This is a genomic window from Allobosea sp. P2_A10, assembly GCF_056405115.1.
Genome location: NZ_JBFUCS010000031.1, coordinates 1 through 17,662, shown reverse-complemented (window position 1 = coordinate 17,662; position 17,662 = coordinate 1). Strand labels below are relative to the sequence as shown.

Here is a 17,662-nt window from a genome sequence, read left to right as displayed (position 1 = left end):
CCGTTAAAGGACATATAGCTAGCCTAATAAATCTTGGGTCCGTCCGGAGCCGGAGAACCAAGCCGACGCGCCCGGCGCGGACGGGCCGCACAAAAAAGGAAACGATCATGGGATTTCGCGGATTGCGGCTGGCCGCCGCTGCCCTGGCGGTCGCGGCGATGAGCATCGGCAGCGCATGGGCGCAGAACTATCCGACCAAACCGGTCAGGATGATCGTCCCTTTCGCGCCCGGCGGGCGCGTCGAGGCGGTCGCGCGCATCATCGCCGACGCGCTGAGCAAGGATCTGGGCCAGCCTTTCCTGGTCGAGAGCCGAGCCGGAGCCGGCGGCGCGATCGGGGCCGATTTCGTCGCCAAGGCCCCCAATGACGGGCACACGCTGCTGCTCTGCTCGGCCGGCGTGCTGGCGATCCTGCCGAATGTCGACAAGAAGCTGCCCTACGACTCGGTCAAGGATTTTACACCGGTCGCTCGCCTGATCGAGGGCTTCACCTTCATCGGCGCCTATCCCGGCCTGCCGATCAAGTCGATCGCCGAACTCCTCGCCGCCGCCAAGCAGAAGCCCAACACGATGGGCTACGCCTCCTCCGGCATCGGCACCTACAGCCATCTCGCCGGCGAGCTCGTCGCCATCGCGTCCGGTGCGCCGATCAAGCACATCCCCTATCGCGGCAGCGGCCCGGCGCTCAACGACATCGTCGCCGGCCATGTCGCGCTGATGATCGGCGGCGAACTTGGCGACCTCGCCAAGGCCGGCAAGATCCGAATCCTGGCGACGACCAACGAGAAGCGCTCGCCGGAATTTCCCGACGTGCCGACGATGAAGGAGAGCGGCTTCCCGCAATTCACCGCCCATTCCTGGGTCGGGCTGGTCGGTCCCGCCGGCATGTCGACGGCGATCGCCGACAAGCTCAACGTCACCTTGGCTCGCGTCATGGCCGACCCGGCGACGCAGGAGAAGCTGCGCGGCCTCGGCGGCGAGCCGGCCTATCAGCCGGCGGCCCCGTTCGGCCAGCAGATCGCATCCGATATCGGCATCTACGCCGACATCATCGCCAAGGCCGGCCTGAAATTCGAGTGACTTTGCCGGCGATCACTCCGCCAGCGTCATGCCCGTGCCCGCTCCTCTGGGCACGGCGATCTCGCCATTCTCCAGCGTCAGGCCGGAGAAGCGGTCGTCGGTGAGCAGCGCTATCTCCGAGAATTCGTGCGGGAAGCGTGGTGGCGGTAGGCTCGCGGCAAGATGGATCGTGTGGGCCTGCACGATGCTCGAGCCGAAGACCGCGCCGAAGCGAAAGGCCAGGCCGGCGGCCTGGCAGATCGCGACGGCCTGCAAGGTTTTTCGCGGTCCACCGAGATTGAGGATGCGCAGATTGATCGATTCGACGCCGCCTGCCTCCGCAATCCGCAGGATTGACGGCAGGTCCTGTGCGCTTTCGTCAGCCTCGACGGGCACGTCGAGCGCCCGCGCTACGGCGATAAAGCTCCTGAAGTCGCCCGCACTTGTCGGTTGCTCGATGAGATCGAGCCCGTAACGCGCCATAGCGTTGATCGTCGTCACCGCCAGCTTCGGCGAATAGGATTCGTTCGCGTCGATCATTAGGCGGATATCCGGCCCGACGGCGTCGCGCACGCAGCGGACGCGATCGAGATCGAGCGCGGGCTCGCCCGAGACCTTGACCTTGAGATGGCGCAGCCCCGACGCGACCAGACTCTCGGCGACCTTGGCCATGGCGGCAGATGCCTTCAGCGGAATGATGCGAGTGTTGGTGAAGCGGTCCTGCCGCTTGCCGCCGTAGAGATCGTATAGCGGTACGCCGAGCGTACGGGCGCGCAGGTCGAGCAGGGCGCATTCGATGCCCCCCTTGACCGTCGGCGCGCCGTGTAGGCGACCGTCTAGACGGTCCATGATCGCGCCGATCGCCGTCTCGTCCTGTCCGGTGAGAGCCTCTGCGAGATAGTCGAAGCTCGCCTTCACCGCCGCCAGTGGCTCGGTCCAGGGCGGCATCGCTCGAAAATAGCCGTATCCCGTCTGGCCGTCAGCGTTCTCGACGACGATCGCGTAGCCCTGAATTTGCGTCAGCGGCCCCTGCGCAAATCGCCATTCCGGGTCGGACAAGGCTTGGTCGATCGAAACGGTGCGCAGCTTCGTGATCGTCATCGGGATCGCCTCCGGGTCAGCCGCGTCTTGCCCTCAGCCATGCCACCACGCTTGCGCAGCGGTCAATAGTATATAAAGCTGATCTATAGGTTATAAGGGAATGGGCGTCGTCCATGCACGAGCGCGAAACAAAGCCGGCGCAGCCATCCGACGAGACGTCGCCGATCGAGGAGGCCCAGGACGCGGCTGGCGACATCCTTGCTGGTCTGCTGTTTTCCGGCGTCGGGCTGCTCGCGCTTTATCTCGGCCGGTTCTATCCAGCCGGCAGCGCGCTCGACATGGGGCCGGGCTATCTGCCGCGCGCCGTCGCCGGTGCGCTGGTGCTGACCGGCCTCGTCCTGATCGCCCGCGCCGCGCGCCGCCGCCTCTGGGCGCTGCCGCCCGTCCCGGTCTGGTCGATGGTCTGGGTCGGCGTGTCCATCCTGCTCTTTGCCGTCCTGATCGAGCGGGCGGGCCTGTTCCTGGCCTGCCTCACCTGTGTCGGCGTTGCGGCGGCCGCAGACGCGCAGGTGCGCTGGCGCGAGGTGCCGGTCGTGGCGATCCTGTTCTCCGGCTTCTGCGCCGTGCTGTTCGGCTATGTCTTGAAGCTTTCCGTGCCGGTTTGGCCGCTGTGAGCGAGGTGCTGCAATCCATCGGCCTCGGGCTCTCGGTCGCCGCGACGCCGATGAACCTCTGGTACTGCTTTCTGGGCGCGCTGATCGGCACCCTGATCGGGGTGCTGCCGGGTCTGGGTCCGATCGCGACCATGGCGATGCTGTTGCCGCTGACCTACTATCTCGAGCCGACCGGCGCGCTGATCATGCTGGCCGGGATCTATTATGGCGCGCAGTATGGCGGCTCGACGACCGCGATCCTGATGCGCCTGCCAGGCGAATCCTCTTCGGTCGTGACCTGCCTCGACGGCTACGAGATGGCGCGCCAGGGGCGGGCCGGCACCGCGCTGGCGACGGCGGCGTTGGCGTCGTTCTTCGCCGGCACCGTCACGACCGTGCTGATCGCCTTCTTCAGTCCGCCCCTGACGGCGCTCGCGCAGAAATTCGGCCCGGCGGAGTATTTCTGCCTGATGGTGCTCGGGCTGATCGCGGCCATCGTCTTCGCGCAAGGGTCGCTGCTGAAATCGATCGCGATGATCCTGCTCGGCCTCCTGCTCGGTCTGGTCGGCGCCGACGTCAACACCGGTCTCGACCGCTTCACCTTCGGCGTGCCCGAACTGCGCGACGGGATCGGAATCGCGGCGCTCTCGATGGGCGTGTTCGGGATCGCCGAGATCGCGCTCAACCTCGGCAAGCCGGAGGAGAGCGGGGCCAAGCTTCACGCCGTCTCGGCTCTGCGGCTGACCCGTGCGGATTTTCGCGCGGCCTGGCCAGCTGCCGTGCGCGGGACCGGCATCGGGGCGTTGCTTGGCATCTTGCCTGGCGGCAGCGCGATGATGGGTTCCTTCGCCTCCTATTCAATCGAGAAGAAGGTCTCGGTTACGCCCGAGCGTTTTGGCCATGGCGCGATCGAAGGCGTCGCCGGGCCCGAGGCCGCCAACAATGCCGGCGCGCAGGCGTCCTTCATACCGATGCTGGCTCTCGGCATCCCGAGCAATTCGGTGATGGCGATGATGGCAGGCGCCATGCTGATCCACGGCATCGCGCCGAGCCCCAACCTCGCCAGCGCGCAGCCGAGCCTGTTCTGGGGGCTGATCGCCTCGATGTGGCTTGGCAACCTGATGCTGCTGGTCATCAATCTGCCGCTGATAGGCTTATGGGTGAAGCTGCTGCAAGTGCCCTATCGGCTGCTGTTTCCCGCCATCCTGCTGTTTTGCTGCATCGGCATCTATTCGGTGAACAACAGCATCTTCGAGGTCGCGCTGCTGGCACTGTTCGGCTTGGCGGGCATCGTCTTTTCGCTGCTGAAATGCCCGCTCGCCCCACTCGTGCTGGCCTTCATCCTCGGCCCGGCGATGGAGGAGAACCTGCGCCGCGCGACCCTGATCTCGAACGGCAGCGTCGAGATTTTCCTGAGCCCGATCTGCCTGTCGCTGCTCGCCATGGCGGGGGTGTTGCTGGCGCTGATCTTGCTGCCATCCTTCCGGCGGGTCAGGACGGTCGCCGTCGAGGAATAATCCACGAGCCCGACGTTTCTCCACCGGGCAACAAGAATCGGTGGACGACTTCGATAAGACGATGGTCACCATATCCGACCTTAGAGCCGGATTCAAAAGTTCTCGCGGGTTTGTAATATCTTGCGATGCGGCGTGGGAGCATGCGGATGCTGGCGATGTGAGCGAAGGCGGTCGCGCTTTCGATGGATTTCTCCCAGTCCTTGGCGAGGCGGCGGCAGCGTCCGAGCCATGCGAATGTCCGCTCGACCACCCAGCGGCGAGGCAGGACGACGAAGCCCTTGGCCGTGTCGGAGCGCTTGACGATCTCGACGGTGCAGCGGCCGTGGCCGCGCATCGCGTCCTTGAGTTTGTCGCCGGCATAGCCGCCGTCGGCGAAGACTTGGCGCAGCCATGGATGGCGGAACCGGATCGCCTTGAGCAGGTCGGGAGCGCCGTCGCGGTCCTGAACGTCGGCTCCGTGGACCCGCACGAAGATCAGGAAGCCGAGCGTATCGGTGATGATGTGGCGCTTGCGCCCTTTGATCTTCTTGCCCGCGTCATTCCCGCAAATCCCGCCGCTTTCAGTGGCCTTGACGTTCTGGGTGTCGATAATGCCGGCCGTGGGCTGGGCTTGCTTGCCTTCGATCTCGCGCGCCGCCATCACCAGAAACTGGTTGATCGTCGCCAGAAGGCCGCTGTCGCGCCAGGCGTAGAAATAGCCGCGCACGGTTGAAACCGGTGGAAAATCGCCCGGCAGCATGCGCCATGGGCAGGCGCTCGATGCGATGAACAGGATCGCTTCCATGACATCGCGCATGACCGTCGTGCGCGGCCGCCCGCCGGGCCGGGACGCAGGGATCAGCGGCGATACCACAGCCCCATTCACGGTCGGTCAGATCACTTGGAAAGCGCAGGCGGTCACGGTTATGCTCGGCGAGCGATATCGGTCCAGGCCATCGGAAACCCCATTTGATTCAGCACCAAACGGGAATCACAACCTGCTGATATCGCTCAACTCCTTTTAAATCCGGCTCACCCCTCTCTCAATAACGATAATCTTTCACTTTTCGGTACCGAGATACCGGGCCAGATGATCGTCGTAGAGTGAAAGCGGCGGGTAGCTACCGCATGAAAAACCAGAGCAGAATGATGATCGGAATCGGAACACCTAGAAGCCAAAGACCCATCGAGCGCATGCCCGTCCTCCCATTTTTTGATGGACGGTGAACGGGCGAAAATCCTGCTGGTTCCGCGAAAAAGTACTGCGGCAAGCGAACCTTGTGGGGCCCGAAATTGTAACGTTCGCCGCTTGCGGAGTTCCACGCTGAGTTCGGAGGATGTCGCGAGCAAGCAGCATTTGGATATGCCGGCGCAGATTCCAAGCAGACCAGTCGGTTCAGAGCCTAGCATGGTCTCCAGTCAGCTCGAACGCCGGCTCCGCCGGAGAATATTCCGCAAAACTTCGGAATTCAAAAGAACAAAGCCTGCGCTCATGGCTCCGGCCGCCACTATGGTAACTGCCACCACCCGTTTTGACGTATAGGGCCTGCGGTGTGGCGCATAGCTGTAAGGCGACGACGCCAAGGTGCCGGAAGAACGCGGTCGCATTGAACGCCATTGGACGACGATGCCAGCTGTCACACAAGCAAGGGCCGATATCAAAAGCCCGCACGCAACGATCAGACTCGCCGCAGTGGAGCCCATGCGAAAGACCAAGAGCATATAACCCGCGTTCAAAACGTAGCCTGCCGCAAAGAGCAAAATCAAACCGCCTACAGCCATGAGGCCATAGACGGTCGCTCTGCGTTTTAAGGCTGTTGTGGCTTCCGCTGCCAGGTAAGCGAAAAGCCCACCCATAACTAACGTGCTGCCCAGATGCCGAAGACGACGCCGGCCGCTGCTGCCCATCCCAATGCGCGCAGGGGCCGCGCCTTAATTTCGTCGATGAGGAGCTGCTGCAATTCGGAGACGCGCTCCCCGGCCAATTCTGTCATCTGATCGGTATCGACGCCAAATGACTTGAGGTTTGATGCAACCCCCTCGCGCTGATCGCCCGTATGACCGTTACTGGCGATATCAGCGTTTTGCGACATCGCCTTGAACCCATTTGCTTCCCATGAACCGCTGCCGTTTTCCATGTCGTCCTCCATCTTTGATCGAGCCGGTCGCAAACCTGCGAAGCTAATTCGCTTATAACGGCGAGGGGGTATTCCAGTTCCGCCAGATAATCGCGGCGGCTTCGCAGCGCGGTGCGTTCACTGTACCGACGGTCGGCCAGGGCCTTATTAAACAGTGAACCAGATGGCCCCGCCTGCGTAACTGAGCGGCATGGGGATTGCCATGTCATTGAGTTCATTTACTAATTCTGGTCGCCGCCGTGGCCGAACGGATAATAAGAGGACAGTTGGCGTACCCTACCTGAGCGCGCGTCTGAGCAGCGATGAATTCGACATCGTGCTGAACGGCGAGGACGCAGGCGGCGCCGAAATGGGCGCGCGTATCGCGGCGGACTTCCTCGCCCGCTCCGTGCTCGTCGGCGAACGCCACCTGCGTATCGCCGTGGCTATCGGGCTCTATGCGACGCAGGATGCGCGCCATGCCGAGATGCTCGTCGGCAACGCCCGCTTCGCTCCCGCCGCCGCCCGGCCGCGAACGAACGCTGTCCGTCGTATCCTACGACCCTGCGATGCGCGGCGCGATCGAGCAGCGCGTGGCTCTGGAGGTGGAGCTGGACGGTTCGAAGTACGTCACTTTCCGCTCGTGCTCAGCGTTTCCGGCGTAGGATAGGGGTCTGTGGTCGGAGGTTGGCTCGGCCTTGAGGCGTGCAGTCCGCATGTTGGGGGCGTCTGACGTCGCTTATGCCACTGCTGTTCGGTTAAGCCAGACGAGCCGGCGCATGTTGTAGGCGAGATTGGCGATGCCGATCTTGGTTTTGGCCCTGGCTTGCCGATGGTGCGCACGAAGAGGCCCATTCTCGCCTTCTGCTGCGCCAAGACATGCTCGACGCGGGAGCGGACCTTCGACTTCGCGTTGTTGGCGTGCCTCGTCGCCTCCGGCATGGGCCTGCCCTTGGGCTTCTTGCGATGGATCTTGCTGACGAAGCCGTGCTTGTCGAGGAAGACCACCTGCCGCAGGATCATTATACACGGAGGGGCCGATGCTACGGTTCATCCGTCGAATGGCGCAGCGCTGTTCGCCCGGGCGCGACCCCCGGGTGCCGCGGCGCAGGAGCTGAGGACCGAAACCGTGATCAACGGCCGGCGTGTCACGCGCACGCTGTTCGCTCCCGACGCCGTGCCGGCCATCGCCGAATACTGGGTCATCGAAGGTGGCGGCCACGCTTGGTCTGGCGGCGACGAGAGGGGCAGCTTCACCGATGCATCGGGTCCGGATGCGTCGCGCGAGATGATCCGGTTTTTCCTTGACCAGTAAGCGCAGCGACGAGCCTTACGGTCGCGAAGCGCACAGCCTCACCGGGATCGACTTCGCCGCCGGCACCTTGGCGAGCGACGCGTAGTGCCAGACCGGGATTAGCGGATTTCATTCGGGATAATAGGCCCCGCAGCACCCCGCCGGAATGTCGTAGCGCAATCGTCCTTGCCCATGTCGACATGCCCTGCTGAGAAGAAAGCGATCGACGGCGCCTTGCTCGACCCGGCAATGTCCTCAAGGGCTTTCGGTTCCATCATCGGGCAGCCAGTGCGCTCAAAGCGGAAGCGGGCAGACGCCCTGTAGGCAGGCTTGCGCAGCCGCATGATCGAACCGAGAGGCCGATGCGCCGCCAAGCCGTGCCAGGGGCTAAACGACAGCCCGTCGTCGAAGGCGCGAGATTTCGCCTCGCTCCAGGCTTCCTGCGGCTTCACCGTGACGCGTGCGACGGCGACGTAGGGGCTCTTCTCCTGCGGCCATTCGACTGTAGAATCCTCGATTGGCATGGTCGAGATATCGGTACAGAGCTGCGCGCGCAGTTCCCAGATGCCGCCATTTGCGCGAAAGAAATCGATTGCGGCCTCGCGCAGGCCGTCGGGCCTGCCCGACAGATCGACCGTGGCGTCGGTCAGGGCCTTCAGCTCGGACGAGACCGGGAACAGACCGTATTTCGCGATATAATCGCCATGAAGGACTGGTGCCTGGGTGAAATAGGTTTCGCCGAGCGGGTTTGTCTCCGGGTGGCCGCCCATTTGGATCAGGGTAGCACTCTTGCCGCCCAAAGCCTCAACAAGACTTTCGACGCCTTGCATGACGCTCGAGAGCAATTTCTTGGCTCCTTCGGCCTTGTCGGTCGTGCCCGCGAGCACCTTCAGGTTGTTCAGGAACGCCTTGCCGGTCGGCGCCCCAAAGACCGGCCCGTTGACCATGACGAAGTCCTGAGTCGTGTCGCCTTCCGAGCCACTGAGCCGCTCGCCCGGCACTCCGATGATCTTCAGCCCCATGCCACGAGGGACCGAGACGTTGTCGTCGAGCAAGTCGCCGGGAATCGTCGAGACCCGCATCGCGACGGGATAGGTCGCGGGCGTCGCGAACAGTCCCTGCGCCAGCACGACGGGGAGATTATCCAGAATCTCGATCTCGCCCTCAAGCAAGGCATGGCTCTTGGCATGAACACTGCGCAGCGGGTGGCCCCCGTCCCTGTAGGTCGTTTCGCTGATCGACCGGAGCGTCGTGACCAGCGCGTCGGCTGTGGCGACCTCGTCGGCCTCCGCCTGCTCGAGATCCGGATGGTATTTGAGGGGCGCGGTGGGCGAGGCGGAATTGGTCACGTTCTGGTCTCCCTACAGAAATTGTTCTCGGGTCGCGTGCTTCGGCAACGACCACACAATCGAACTGTTCCAATTCGACGCTTTGGAACATGCGGTGTTCGCCGCTGTTGAGACGGGGGTGCGCCATCGGCCACCAGAGGTTTTACTTTCGGTCGCAGGAGACGACGCCTTGCCGGTTCACGCTATCGTCGGGACGCAGACCGTCCCCATCCAGATCACCCTCAACGGCGAGAGCCGCTCCTTGGATGTATCGCCAGCAACGACGCTGCTCGATTTACTAAGGCACGATCTGACGCTTACCGGGACCAAGAAGGGCTGCGACCACGGCCAGTGCGGCGCCTGCACTGTTCTGATCGACGGCCAGCGCATCAATAGCTGCCTGCAACTCGCGGTCATGCAGGACGGCAAGTCGATCACGACGATCGAGGGGCTGTCGCAGAGCGGCGCTCTACACCCGCTGCAGGCTGCCTTCATCGAGCGCGACGCCTTCCAATGCGGCTATTGCACGCCGGGCCAGATTTGCTCGGGCGTGGCATTGATCGAGGAAGGGCGCGCCGTCACCCGCGAGGAGATTCGCGAGCATATGAGCGGCAATCTCTGCCGTTGCGGCGCCTATCCCAACATCGTCGATGCGATCGAGGACGTTCTCGTCCAGCGCGGCGAGCTGATGAAGGAAGCTGCAGAATGAATCGGTTCTCCTACTATCGCGCAGAAAGCGTCGATGACGCTGTCAGGGCGCTATCGGCTGATCCGACAGCGAAAATCATCGCCGGTGGCACCAATCTCGTCGATCTGATGAAATACGATGTTGAACGGCCCTCGACGCTCGTCGATGTGACGCGGATCGAGGCCCTCAAGGGAATTGCGGACACCGACGAAGGTTCGGTGCGCATTGGTGCGCTCGTGCCCAACACGGCCGTTGCTTATGACGAGCGCATCGAGGCGCGCTTTCCGCTGCTCGCCAGCGCCATCTTAGCGGGCGCGACGCCGCAGCTTCGCAACGCCGCTACGACCGGCGGCAACCTCAACCAGCGCACGCGGTGCTACTATTTCAATGACGCGCAGACGCCTTGCAACAAGCGAGAGCCTGGCTCGGGATGTTCGGCGATCGGCGGGCTGAACCGCATCCATGCAATCCTCGGCGCAAGCGAACACTGCATCGCGACGCACCCATCCGACATGTGCGTCGGGCTTGCGGCGCTGGGAGCTGAGGTTCACGTCGCGGGGCCGGCCGGGCAGCGCATCATACCTTTTGCCGACTATCACCGCCTCCCCGGCGATACGCCTGAAGAGGACAATACGATGGAGCCGGGCGAGATCGTGGTCGCCGTCGTGCTGCCCAAGGGCAGCCAAGCCTATGCCGGCCACTACAGCTACCTCAAGCTGCGCGACCGACTCTCCTACGCGTTCGCACTGGTCTCCGTCGCGGCAGCACTGGAGATGGAACGCGGAACCATCACATCCGCTCGCATCGCGCTCGGCGGCGTCGCGCACAAGCCGTGGCGGCGTCAGGAGGCCGAGACTGCCTTGATAGGCCGGGCCGCCGATGAGGGAAGCTTTGCAGCGGCGGCGGATCTTCTGCTCGAAGGCGCCATTGGCCACGAGCACAACGCCTTCAAGATCGATCTGGCCCGGCGCGCCGTCATCCGTGCGTTGGCCCAGGCTGCCGCAGGTACGCCCCAGTCTCAAACCGACAAGCGCATCGCCTGAAAGGCCCAATCATGCTCAGCAACGACACCCATGTCGGCTCGCCCCGCAGCCGCGTCGACGGGCCTGCAAAGGTTACTGGCAAGGCGACCTACGCCGCCGAATTCTCAAGCCCCGATCTCGCCTACGCTTACATCGTCGGGAGCAGCATCGCGCGTGGCAGGATCACCGGCATAGACGCCACCGCCGCCGAGGCAACGCCCGGTGTGATCAAGGTTTTCACTCATGAGAACCGGCCCAAGACGGCCTGGTTCACCTATAAATACCGCGACATGGTCGGCCCGCCGGGCCAACCGTTCCGGCCGCTCTACAGCGGCGAGATCCAGTATAGCGGCCAGCCGATCGTGCTGGTTTTGGCCGAAAGCTTCGAAATCGCCCGCCATGCCGCCTCGCTCGTGCGAGTCGCCTATGAGCGGCATCCGCACGAGACCGATCTGAGCCGAGCCCGCAACGAGAGCTACGAGCCGCCCAAGAAGCGCATCGGCATCGCTCCGCCGCCCAAGCCGCGCGGCGATGCGGTCAAGGCCTTCAGCGAGGCCGCCGTCCGCGTCGGCGGCGAATATACGATCGCCACCGAGCACCATAATCCGATGGAGCCGCACGCCACGACCGTGATCTGGGAAGGCGCCGGCAAAATCACCGTGCACGACAAGACCCAAGGGGTGCAGAACAGTCAGGCCTATGTCGCTAGCGTTTTCGGCCTGTCGAGCGACGATGTTAAAGTGGTTGCTCCCTATGTCGGCGGCGGCTTCGGTTCCGGCCTGCGCCCGCAGCACCAGCTCTTCCTCGCGGTCATGGCGTCGCTGGCACTTGAGCGCTCGGTCAGGCTTGAGCTGACGCGTCAGCAGATGTTCTCGCATGTCCACCGGCCCGAGACGATCAACATGCTGTCGCTGGGCGCCGATGAGGACGGCCGTCTCCAGTCGGTCCAACACCAGGCGATCGCCGCGACCTCCCAGTTCGAGGATCATCAGGAGGTGGTCGTCAACTGGTCGGGCTTGCTCTACCCGGCACCGAACGTCGATCTCCGCTACGAACTCGCCAAGCTCGACACCTATTCGCCAGGCGACATGCGCGCGCCCGGCGCGCCGCTGGGCCTTTTCGCGCTCGAGAGCGCAATGGATGAACTCGCCATCGCAACCGGCATCGACCCGATTGAACTGAGGCTGCGGAACTATGCAGAACGCGACGAAAACGACGACAAGCCCTTTACGTCCAAAGAGCTTCGCGCTTGCTATCGCGAGGGTGCCGAGCGCTTCGGCTGGAGCAGGCGCGACGCGCGGCCCGGTTCGATGCGCGAGGGACGCGAGCTGATCGGCTGGGGCATGGCCAGCGGCGTGTGGGAAGCCAACATGATGAAGACATCGGCGCGTGCGGTGCTGCGCGCTGACGCCAAGCTCGCTATCTCCTGCGCCACCTCCGACATTGGCACCGGAACCTACACGATTCTGACGCAGATCGCAGCCGATGCGCTGGGGTTGGCGATGGAGGATGTCACCGTTGCGCTTGGAGATTCGTCTCTTCCAGCTTCGCCGGTGCAAGGCGGATCATGGACGGCCGCATCGGCTGGCAGCGCCGTGACGGCCGCCTGCCAGACCCTGCGCGGAACCCTCTTCAAGCAGGCCCGCAAGATCGACGGCTCGCCGTTGGCCGACGCCGCAATCGACGACGTTGCCTTTACCGGCGGCCGCATCATGCTGCGCATCGACGCCAGCCGGAGCGTTTCCTTGGTCGACGCCATCGCTGCGGCCGGCGGCACGGTCGAGGCTGAGGAATCGGCGGGGCCGGGCCTCGTCGGCATAATGATGCCCAAGAGCTATTCCTCCTATACCCACGCCGCCGTCTTTGCCGAGGTGCGCATCGATCAGGATCTCGGCGTGCTGCGCGTCACCCGGATCGTCAACGCGGTCGCCGCCGGCCGCATCCTCAATCCCAAGACTGCGCGCAGCCAAATCATCGGCGGCATCGTCTGGGGCATCGGCATGGCGCTTCACGAGGAGACGCTGACGGACCATACGCTCGGGCGGATGATGAACCACTCCTTCGCCGAGTATCATGTGCCGGCCAACGCCGACATCGACGACATCGAGGTGATCTTCGTCGAGGAACACGACGACAAGACCAGTCCGATCGGCGTGAAGGGCCTGGGCGAAATCGGCATCGTCGGTACTGCGGCCGCCATCGCCAACGCCGTCCACCACGCCACAGGCAAGCGCATCCGCAGCCTGCCAATCACCATCGACAAGCTCATGACCGATGCGGCCTGATCGAGACGGCCACGCTCGCCACACATCCGAAATTGACGAAGGACGATGAACTCGATCGCCGTGCTCGGATATGCCGCAGCATTATGCTCCACTATCAGCTTCGTGCCGCAGGCCCTCCGCATCCTGAAGACACGCGACACCGGCGCGATTTCGGCTCCGATGTATGCGCTGACCACGCTCGGTTTCGCGCTCTGGCTCGCCTATGGCGTAGCCAGAGTGGAATGGCCGCTGATCCTGACGAACGGAATCTGTCTCGTCCTCGCCGCGTTCATCCTCGTGATGACGATCGCATCGACCCGACAGAAGGACGCGATCGCCGATGCGATCGGTCCGGAAACGACTAAGCCGCCGTGATCACGCCCCGAGCATGCGTAAAGGTCTGAAACCCGTCGTCGCGCGCGATCGCGACGACAATAACATCTCCTTCGTCCGCGCTTTGGATCGATGGAGCGGTGGCGCCGATATCGCAACCATTAGCGGAACGCCGAGACGCGCGGTCTTCTGGACCCGTTCGACCGCTTTGCGACTGCTCAGCAACACGCCGACGCCTTTTCCGTCAACCTATTCCAAGGACATTTCGCCAACGAGCTTATCGAGTGCGTTACCAATCTCCTCTCGGACAATTATCTCTGCTGGGCCTGGTTTCCAGGGAGCGTCGGCATGAACAGCGCCGGTCTCCCTGTGGAGAGGCTGCAGAGCCCGCAGCGCAGCGGCTGCCTCCACGATCTGGGCGGCGTCGAAGCAAGTCTCGTCAGTGGAAATTGGGGAACTGGGCGCACCGGTTCTTCGAGTTTTCCAGTCCGCAAAGTCCATATCCTGTTGGGCCGGCCATATGTCGAAGTCGTTCCGACAGAGCCTCGCCCTCGTTCCAAGACAGCCACATATGTGCAGCTCGGCGCTGCGGTCGACTTGGCGACGACAGCGTCTAACGCTGACCTACCATTCAGCAGACATTCTCAAATGATGGTCGTTCCGGCTGTTTCCGCCTGATGCTTCATGGCGGTCACCTCCGCCGCCAGCGCATCGCGGTGTTTCTGGAGAACGGCGCGTTGGGACGGGTCGGACATCTCGGCGATCGCCTCGTCATAAACCTGCATATTTCTCTCCTCGCCGCTTGCGAACGAAGCCAGCGACGCGTCGTCAAGACCGAGGATCGCCGACCGTGTCGTGACGACCGCCTTGTGGAGGCTTCCCATCAACGACCCATCGTCGTCGGGCGTCTCTCCATGAGAGCCGAGCATTCGGTGGATATCGGCGTGGGCAGACTGATGCAGCGCGTCAACGGCGCGCAGTCGCTCGATCACGCCGGGATCCTCGGCTTGTTCGAGGGCTTTACCGTAGCCCGCGCGAGCATCGATGATGGCGGTGTGGAGGGTAGCTAGTTGGTCATGATTCATTGCACGCTCCTTTTAAAATGAGCCCTCGGCAGAAACGACCGGTCCAACGATCTTGCACGTCCGATCAGTTGGTTGGTTCAGGCGCCGTCGTAGCCGGCCCCTGATCTTGGTTCTCATCGTCACGATCCACCCGGGAGATCCGTGCCGTCGAAGGATCGACGGAGACCTCATTCAGCGAGACGTCCTGCTTCGGCTTGACCAAGGCCTTGACCTTCTCGACCTCGTCCTCGGACAGCTTCTTTCCTTGACCATCACGCATGGCGATATCCTCCGTTGGCTTTTCAACAGCCTGACGGGCCACAGGTTCCAGTTCGCTAGTTGACAAACGATCGAGCAATTTCGGCCTGAACCGTCAGAGTTTAATGCGCTGCACCTAGCCTGCGCTTTCTTGTCTACTCGTTGAATTAGCGAGGCAGGCATGGATGGTATCGGGTCACATTGGAAAAGCGCTGCCGAACGGGCGCAGGGCGACCTGATTTTGATGATTGCGATGTGCGACGTGGTTTGCTCGTCGAGTCACGCCAGCGCTGAGGAACTTATCGTCGCGAAATCCGCAAGGCAGTCGCTTCTCACCGTCAGTCGCGACGGAACGGATCTGCAGATGGAGGTTGCAAAGATACGATATCAAAAACTGGTGGATCTGCTGTTCCTTCCTGCGGCGGAAGTAACAGGTCGCCCGCCGCGGGACACGTCGAGGCAGTTCCCCAGCACAGGTCAACGCAATGACGAAGAGCCGATCGTGTCGCCATCGCGACCGACGCCTTAACTGTCTTCGCCTGCCACAGATCCGGTCGGACTGCTCACAACGGCTGGTTCGCCGCCGCCAAGAACAGGCTGGCAGCCGACGTCACGTGCTTGCCAGCGGCCGCCCGTCGGCGTCTGCAGGCTCGTTGTGTGGATGAGGAGCCGGTCGGGTGATCGGATAAGGGCTGGCGCCAGCCACTGGATGAGCCGCGAGCCGGCAGCGATCTCGGCGGCTAGCGGGACGATGTTAAAGGTCACCCTGAGAAGCCGGGCCATTCTCATGGCCCGGCACCCTGCGGCTTACTTCATCACTTGAACTTCGTTTTGGTGATTGCGCAGGATAGGGAGCATGTCGGCTGCGAAAGCCTTCAACACCGGCTCGGTGCCCAACGCGGCATAGTTGGTGAACATCTCGACGGCCGCCTTGTGCCCGGTCTGCTGCGCCTGGATGTAGGCTGCGTCGAACTCCGTGGGTGACGCCGCCACGAGTCGCGCCAGCATCTTCTCGTGCTCCGCATCGAGAGCCATCGGCACGGTCAGCGGGCTGCCGGCAACGACCTGGGACAGGCGCGTGCTGCCGGCCGAATGATCCATAACCATCTTTTCGGCGAAAGACCGTGTCGCCGGCAACTGGGCGCGCTGGAGTGCGAGCCGGCTCGACTCGATTTCGAACATGTCGGACACCGAGGCGCGGTCGACAAATTGTTGCGGGGTGATGTCGCCTTGGGCAAAAGCGCTGGATGCGCCGAGAATGATGACTGCTGAAAGGACGCTGTGCCTAATCATGGGAATTCCCTGTCGGTTTGATGGCCCAGCCGACGGTTAAACCGCGACGTGCTCGATCAGTTCCTCCGAAAAATGAGCTGTGATTTGCCTGCAATACCAGAGAAGGAAATCGTCTTCCGCCCGGAGCGGGGCGCTGCTGAAAACGTTCTCAAGCGGGCTCCCCTAGGAGGCACAGCCATCCGAGACGGAGAAAGAAGACACGCTTTCCGCCGAGGATTTCGCCGACGTAAAGGCGGTTGAGTTCGGCAAGACACGCGCGTCGGTCAACGTTATTTCGGTCGATCCGAATTCGCTGCAGAAACCGGCGGCTGATCACGAGGACTATACCCTCAAGCGGCTCGCCAAGCAGCCCGCTCCCGGATCCTAGGACGCTCGCCGGGGCAGGCAAAGCCCTTGGAGATGGGATAACATTTTTGGCAAAACCCGCCCTTGCTAGGGGCGGGTTTTTTTAATCTCGCAACATAATCCCACGCGGATCAAGCTAGGAGGACCTCCGCCCCGCCCGATCCGATGTCGGTCAACCGCGACCAAACAGCGTGCCGAGATCAGTTTCCTCGTCGCGGTGCTTTCCGCCGAGCTGGGCGGCAAGCCACGCAGCCACGCCACCGAGAAGGAGCACGGCAGCTGTCAGGAAAGCCGTAATGACTGCGGTTTTCCTGGCACGTTCTGCCGCCTGCTTAGCAGTTTCCTTGGCCTGTTCGAGCTTGGCGAAGGCATCATCCACGCGCTTTTGCGCCTCAGGCTGCGGAATGTTCATGCGCGCGGCGACGCCAGAGGCGATGTAGTCACGATCGGCTTGGTCGAGCTTCCCGGAGCTGAGCCCGCCGAGAAAGATTCGCGACGCCTCTTCACGCTCCCCGGCTGTCGGCGGCGTGCTTCCGGTCGACCTCATGACGGAGTCTAGCGCCGAGGCCAGGGGATCGGCTTGTTGGCTCACCAGCGACGCGGCGCCACCCACTGCGGTGGCAGCGCCGGCGACAACAGTCTTGGCCGCGCCAAGTAGCGAAGAGCTCGCGATCATCGTTACGAGGAGCGCGCCAGCGGCCCAGACGACTATGCCATGGGCCCCGTCGCGAACCTGGCGCTCATGGGTGCTGGCATCGCCTGCGGGCCGACGCATGCGACCTGCAAGATAGCCACCGGCAAAGCAGGCGGACACTGTGATCCAGATCGTCCATAGTCCGGCGGCGATCGCAAGCGCAACGAGGCTCGAGGAACGGCCGGCGTCGGCTGAGACCAACGAAAGGCCCAGCGCGGAGCCAAACGCAGCCATAACCGTGGTGATGGCCGCCGAAAGGACCGCGCCGCCCAAAATCGCGCTCCACTCTAGATAGGAGCCGGTGCCCGCAGCGGTAGCGGCGGGAGGAGAAACGACGACAACGTCAGTTGTGCCCATCGACATGATTGCGGCCCCTTATCGCAGACCGAGGAATGAAAGGATGGCTAGTACGACCACGATGAGTCCTACGAGGTAGATGATGCCGTCCATGATGCGCTCCCGATGCATCGCCACACATGTGACACCACGAAAACGAGGGCCGGGCTGGATAGTTCCGCCCGCAACGGGGGGTTACGGGAACACCGGCTTCGCCTGCGTGTTCATCGCCAGTGCATTATGGCGTGACTGTTGGTGAATTGGCTCGGCTGGATTCAGTGGCGATGCGATCAGTTGGAATGACAACATGAGCGACGAAACCCTGCGCCAGCTTGCGGCCAAGGCCGGCGTCGCGCCGCATTGGACCGACCAGACCGG

Annotated in this window: 18 protein-coding genes and 2 pseudogenes; 9 read left to right on the top strand and 11 right to left on the bottom strand. The window is 63.1% G+C overall.

Features of this window, described 5'->3' with window-relative positions:
* The first annotated feature begins 107 nt into the window (after positions 1-107).
* On the top strand, positions 108-1,079 hold the full coding sequence (locus AC1DZY_RS25185) for a Bug family tripartite tricarboxylate transporter substrate binding protein (RefSeq protein ID WP_476822894.1): 972 nt from the start codon (positions 108-110) through the stop codon (positions 1,077-1,079).
* Between the two features lie 12 nt (positions 1,080-1,091).
* Here AC1DZY_RS25185 and AC1DZY_RS25180 read toward each other — a convergent pair whose 3' ends face one another.
* Entirely contained in the window at positions 1,092-2,159 is a 1,068-nt protein-coding gene (locus tag AC1DZY_RS25180; RefSeq protein ID WP_476822893.1) for a mandelate racemase/muconate lactonizing enzyme family protein, read from the bottom strand.
* 113 nt (positions 2,160-2,272) lie between these two features.
* Between AC1DZY_RS25180 and AC1DZY_RS25175 the strand changes: the two genes are divergently transcribed.
* Both AC1DZY_RS25175 and AC1DZY_RS25170 read left to right on the top strand, forming a co-directional pair.
* Positions 2,273-2,773 (top strand): tripartite tricarboxylate transporter TctB family protein, encoded by a 501-nt coding sequence (locus AC1DZY_RS25175; protein WP_476822892.1) that lies wholly within the window; start codon positions 2,273-2,275, stop codon positions 2,771-2,773.
* Positions 2,774-2,823: 50 nt separating this feature from the next.
* Positions 2,824-4,269 (top strand): tripartite tricarboxylate transporter permease, encoded by a 1,446-nt coding sequence (locus AC1DZY_RS25170; protein ID WP_476822929.1) that lies wholly within the window; start codon positions 2,824-2,826, stop codon positions 4,267-4,269.
* Positions 4,270-4,384: 115 nt separating this feature from the next.
* On the opposite strand, the pseudogene AC1DZY_RS25165 reads toward AC1DZY_RS25170, so the two are convergent.
* From AC1DZY_RS25165 to AC1DZY_RS25150, 4 genes and pseudogenes are all read right to left on the bottom strand, one after another.
* Positions 4,385-5,205, bottom strand: a pseudogene (locus AC1DZY_RS25165) (IS5 family transposase); the annotation flags it as partial.
* Between the two features lie 902 nt (positions 5,206-6,107).
* On the bottom strand, positions 6,108-6,386 hold the full coding sequence (locus AC1DZY_RS25160; protein ID WP_476822891.1) for a hypothetical protein: 279 nt from the start codon (positions 6,384-6,386) through the stop codon (positions 6,108-6,110).
* Between the two features lie 214 nt (positions 6,387-6,600).
* Entirely contained in the window at positions 6,601-6,846 is a 246-nt protein-coding gene (locus AC1DZY_RS25155) for a hypothetical protein (protein WP_476822890.1), read from the bottom strand.
* A 258-nt stretch (positions 6,847-7,104) separates the two neighbouring features.
* Positions 7,105-7,364 (bottom strand): annotated as a pseudogene (locus tag AC1DZY_RS25150) (IS5/IS1182 family transposase); the annotation flags it as partial.
* Positions 7,365-7,494: 130 nt separating this feature from the next.
* Here AC1DZY_RS25150 and AC1DZY_RS25145 point away from each other — a divergent pair.
* The gene (locus tag AC1DZY_RS25145) at positions 7,495-7,680 is read left to right on the top strand and encodes a hypothetical protein (RefSeq protein ID WP_476822889.1); all 186 of its coding nucleotides are present in this window, start codon (positions 7,495-7,497) and stop codon (positions 7,678-7,680) included.
* 98 nt (positions 7,681-7,778) lie between these two features.
* Here AC1DZY_RS25145 and AC1DZY_RS25140 read toward each other — a convergent pair whose 3' ends face one another.
* On the bottom strand, positions 7,779-9,008 hold the full coding sequence (locus tag AC1DZY_RS25140) for a catalase family protein (RefSeq protein ID WP_476822888.1): 1,230 nt from the start codon (positions 9,006-9,008) through the stop codon (positions 7,779-7,781).
* Positions 9,009-9,177: 169 nt separating this feature from the next.
* Here AC1DZY_RS25140 and AC1DZY_RS25135 point away from each other — a divergent pair, with 169 nt between their 5' ends.
* The 4 genes from AC1DZY_RS25135 to AC1DZY_RS25120 are packed head-to-tail and all read left to right on the top strand — an operon-like array spanning position 9,178 to position 13,336.
* Positions 9,178-9,696: a (2Fe-2S)-binding protein gene (locus AC1DZY_RS25135; protein WP_476822928.1), complete on the top strand. Its 519-nt coding sequence runs from the start codon at positions 9,178-9,180 to the stop codon at positions 9,694-9,696.
* Positions 9,693-10,718, top strand: coding sequence for an FAD binding domain-containing protein (locus AC1DZY_RS25130; RefSeq protein WP_476822927.1), 1,026 nt, complete (start codon positions 9,693-9,695; stop codon positions 10,716-10,718). Before AC1DZY_RS25135 ends, AC1DZY_RS25130 begins: the two co-directional genes overlap by 4 nt.
* A gap of 11 nt (positions 10,719-10,729) precedes the next feature.
* The gene (locus tag AC1DZY_RS25125) at positions 10,730-12,982 is read left to right on the top strand and encodes a xanthine dehydrogenase family protein molybdopterin-binding subunit (RefSeq protein WP_476822887.1); all 2,253 of its coding nucleotides are present in this window, start codon (positions 10,730-10,732) and stop codon (positions 12,980-12,982) included.
* A gap of 45 nt (positions 12,983-13,027) precedes the next feature.
* Positions 13,028-13,336, top strand: coding sequence for a SemiSWEET family sugar transporter (locus AC1DZY_RS25120; RefSeq protein ID WP_476822886.1), 309 nt, complete (start codon positions 13,028-13,030; stop codon positions 13,334-13,336).
* Positions 13,337-13,543: 207 nt separating this feature from the next.
* Here AC1DZY_RS25120 and AC1DZY_RS25115 read toward each other — a convergent pair whose 3' ends face one another.
* From AC1DZY_RS25115 to AC1DZY_RS25105, 3 genes are all read right to left on the bottom strand, one after another.
* A complete protein-coding gene (locus AC1DZY_RS25115) occupies positions 13,544-13,795 on the bottom strand; it encodes a formate dehydrogenase accessory sulfurtransferase FdhD (RefSeq protein WP_476822885.1) in 252 nt (83 codons plus the stop codon).
* 143 nt (positions 13,796-13,938) lie between these two features.
* Positions 13,939-14,379 carry a DUF2383 domain-containing protein gene (locus AC1DZY_RS25110; protein ID WP_476822884.1) on the bottom strand — a complete coding sequence of 147 codons (441 nt, stop codon included), beginning with the start codon at positions 14,377-14,379 and terminating at the stop codon, positions 13,939-13,941.
* A gap of 64 nt (positions 14,380-14,443) precedes the next feature.
* Positions 14,444-14,638: a hypothetical protein gene (locus tag AC1DZY_RS25105; RefSeq protein WP_476822883.1), complete on the bottom strand. Its 195-nt coding sequence runs from the start codon at positions 14,636-14,638 to the stop codon at positions 14,444-14,446.
* A 159-nt stretch (positions 14,639-14,797) separates the two neighbouring features.
* On the opposite strand from AC1DZY_RS25105, the gene AC1DZY_RS25100 reads away from it, so the two are divergent.
* Positions 14,798-15,145 carry a hypothetical protein gene (locus AC1DZY_RS25100; protein WP_476822882.1) on the top strand — a complete coding sequence of 116 codons (348 nt, stop codon included), beginning with the start codon at positions 14,798-14,800 and terminating at the stop codon, positions 15,143-15,145.
* Between the two features lie 278 nt (positions 15,146-15,423).
* Here AC1DZY_RS25100 and AC1DZY_RS25095 read toward each other — a convergent pair whose 3' ends face one another.
* Both AC1DZY_RS25095 and AC1DZY_RS25090 read right to left on the bottom strand, forming a co-directional pair.
* Positions 15,424-15,909, bottom strand: a complete 486-nt coding sequence (locus AC1DZY_RS25095) for a DUF4142 domain-containing protein (RefSeq protein ID WP_476822881.1) — start codon at positions 15,907-15,909, stop codon at positions 15,424-15,426.
* A 517-nt stretch (positions 15,910-16,426) separates the two neighbouring features.
* Positions 16,427-17,311, bottom strand: coding sequence for a hypothetical protein (locus AC1DZY_RS25090; protein ID WP_476822880.1), 885 nt, complete (start codon positions 17,309-17,311; stop codon positions 16,427-16,429).
* Between the last annotated feature and the right edge of the window lie 351 nt (positions 17,312-17,662).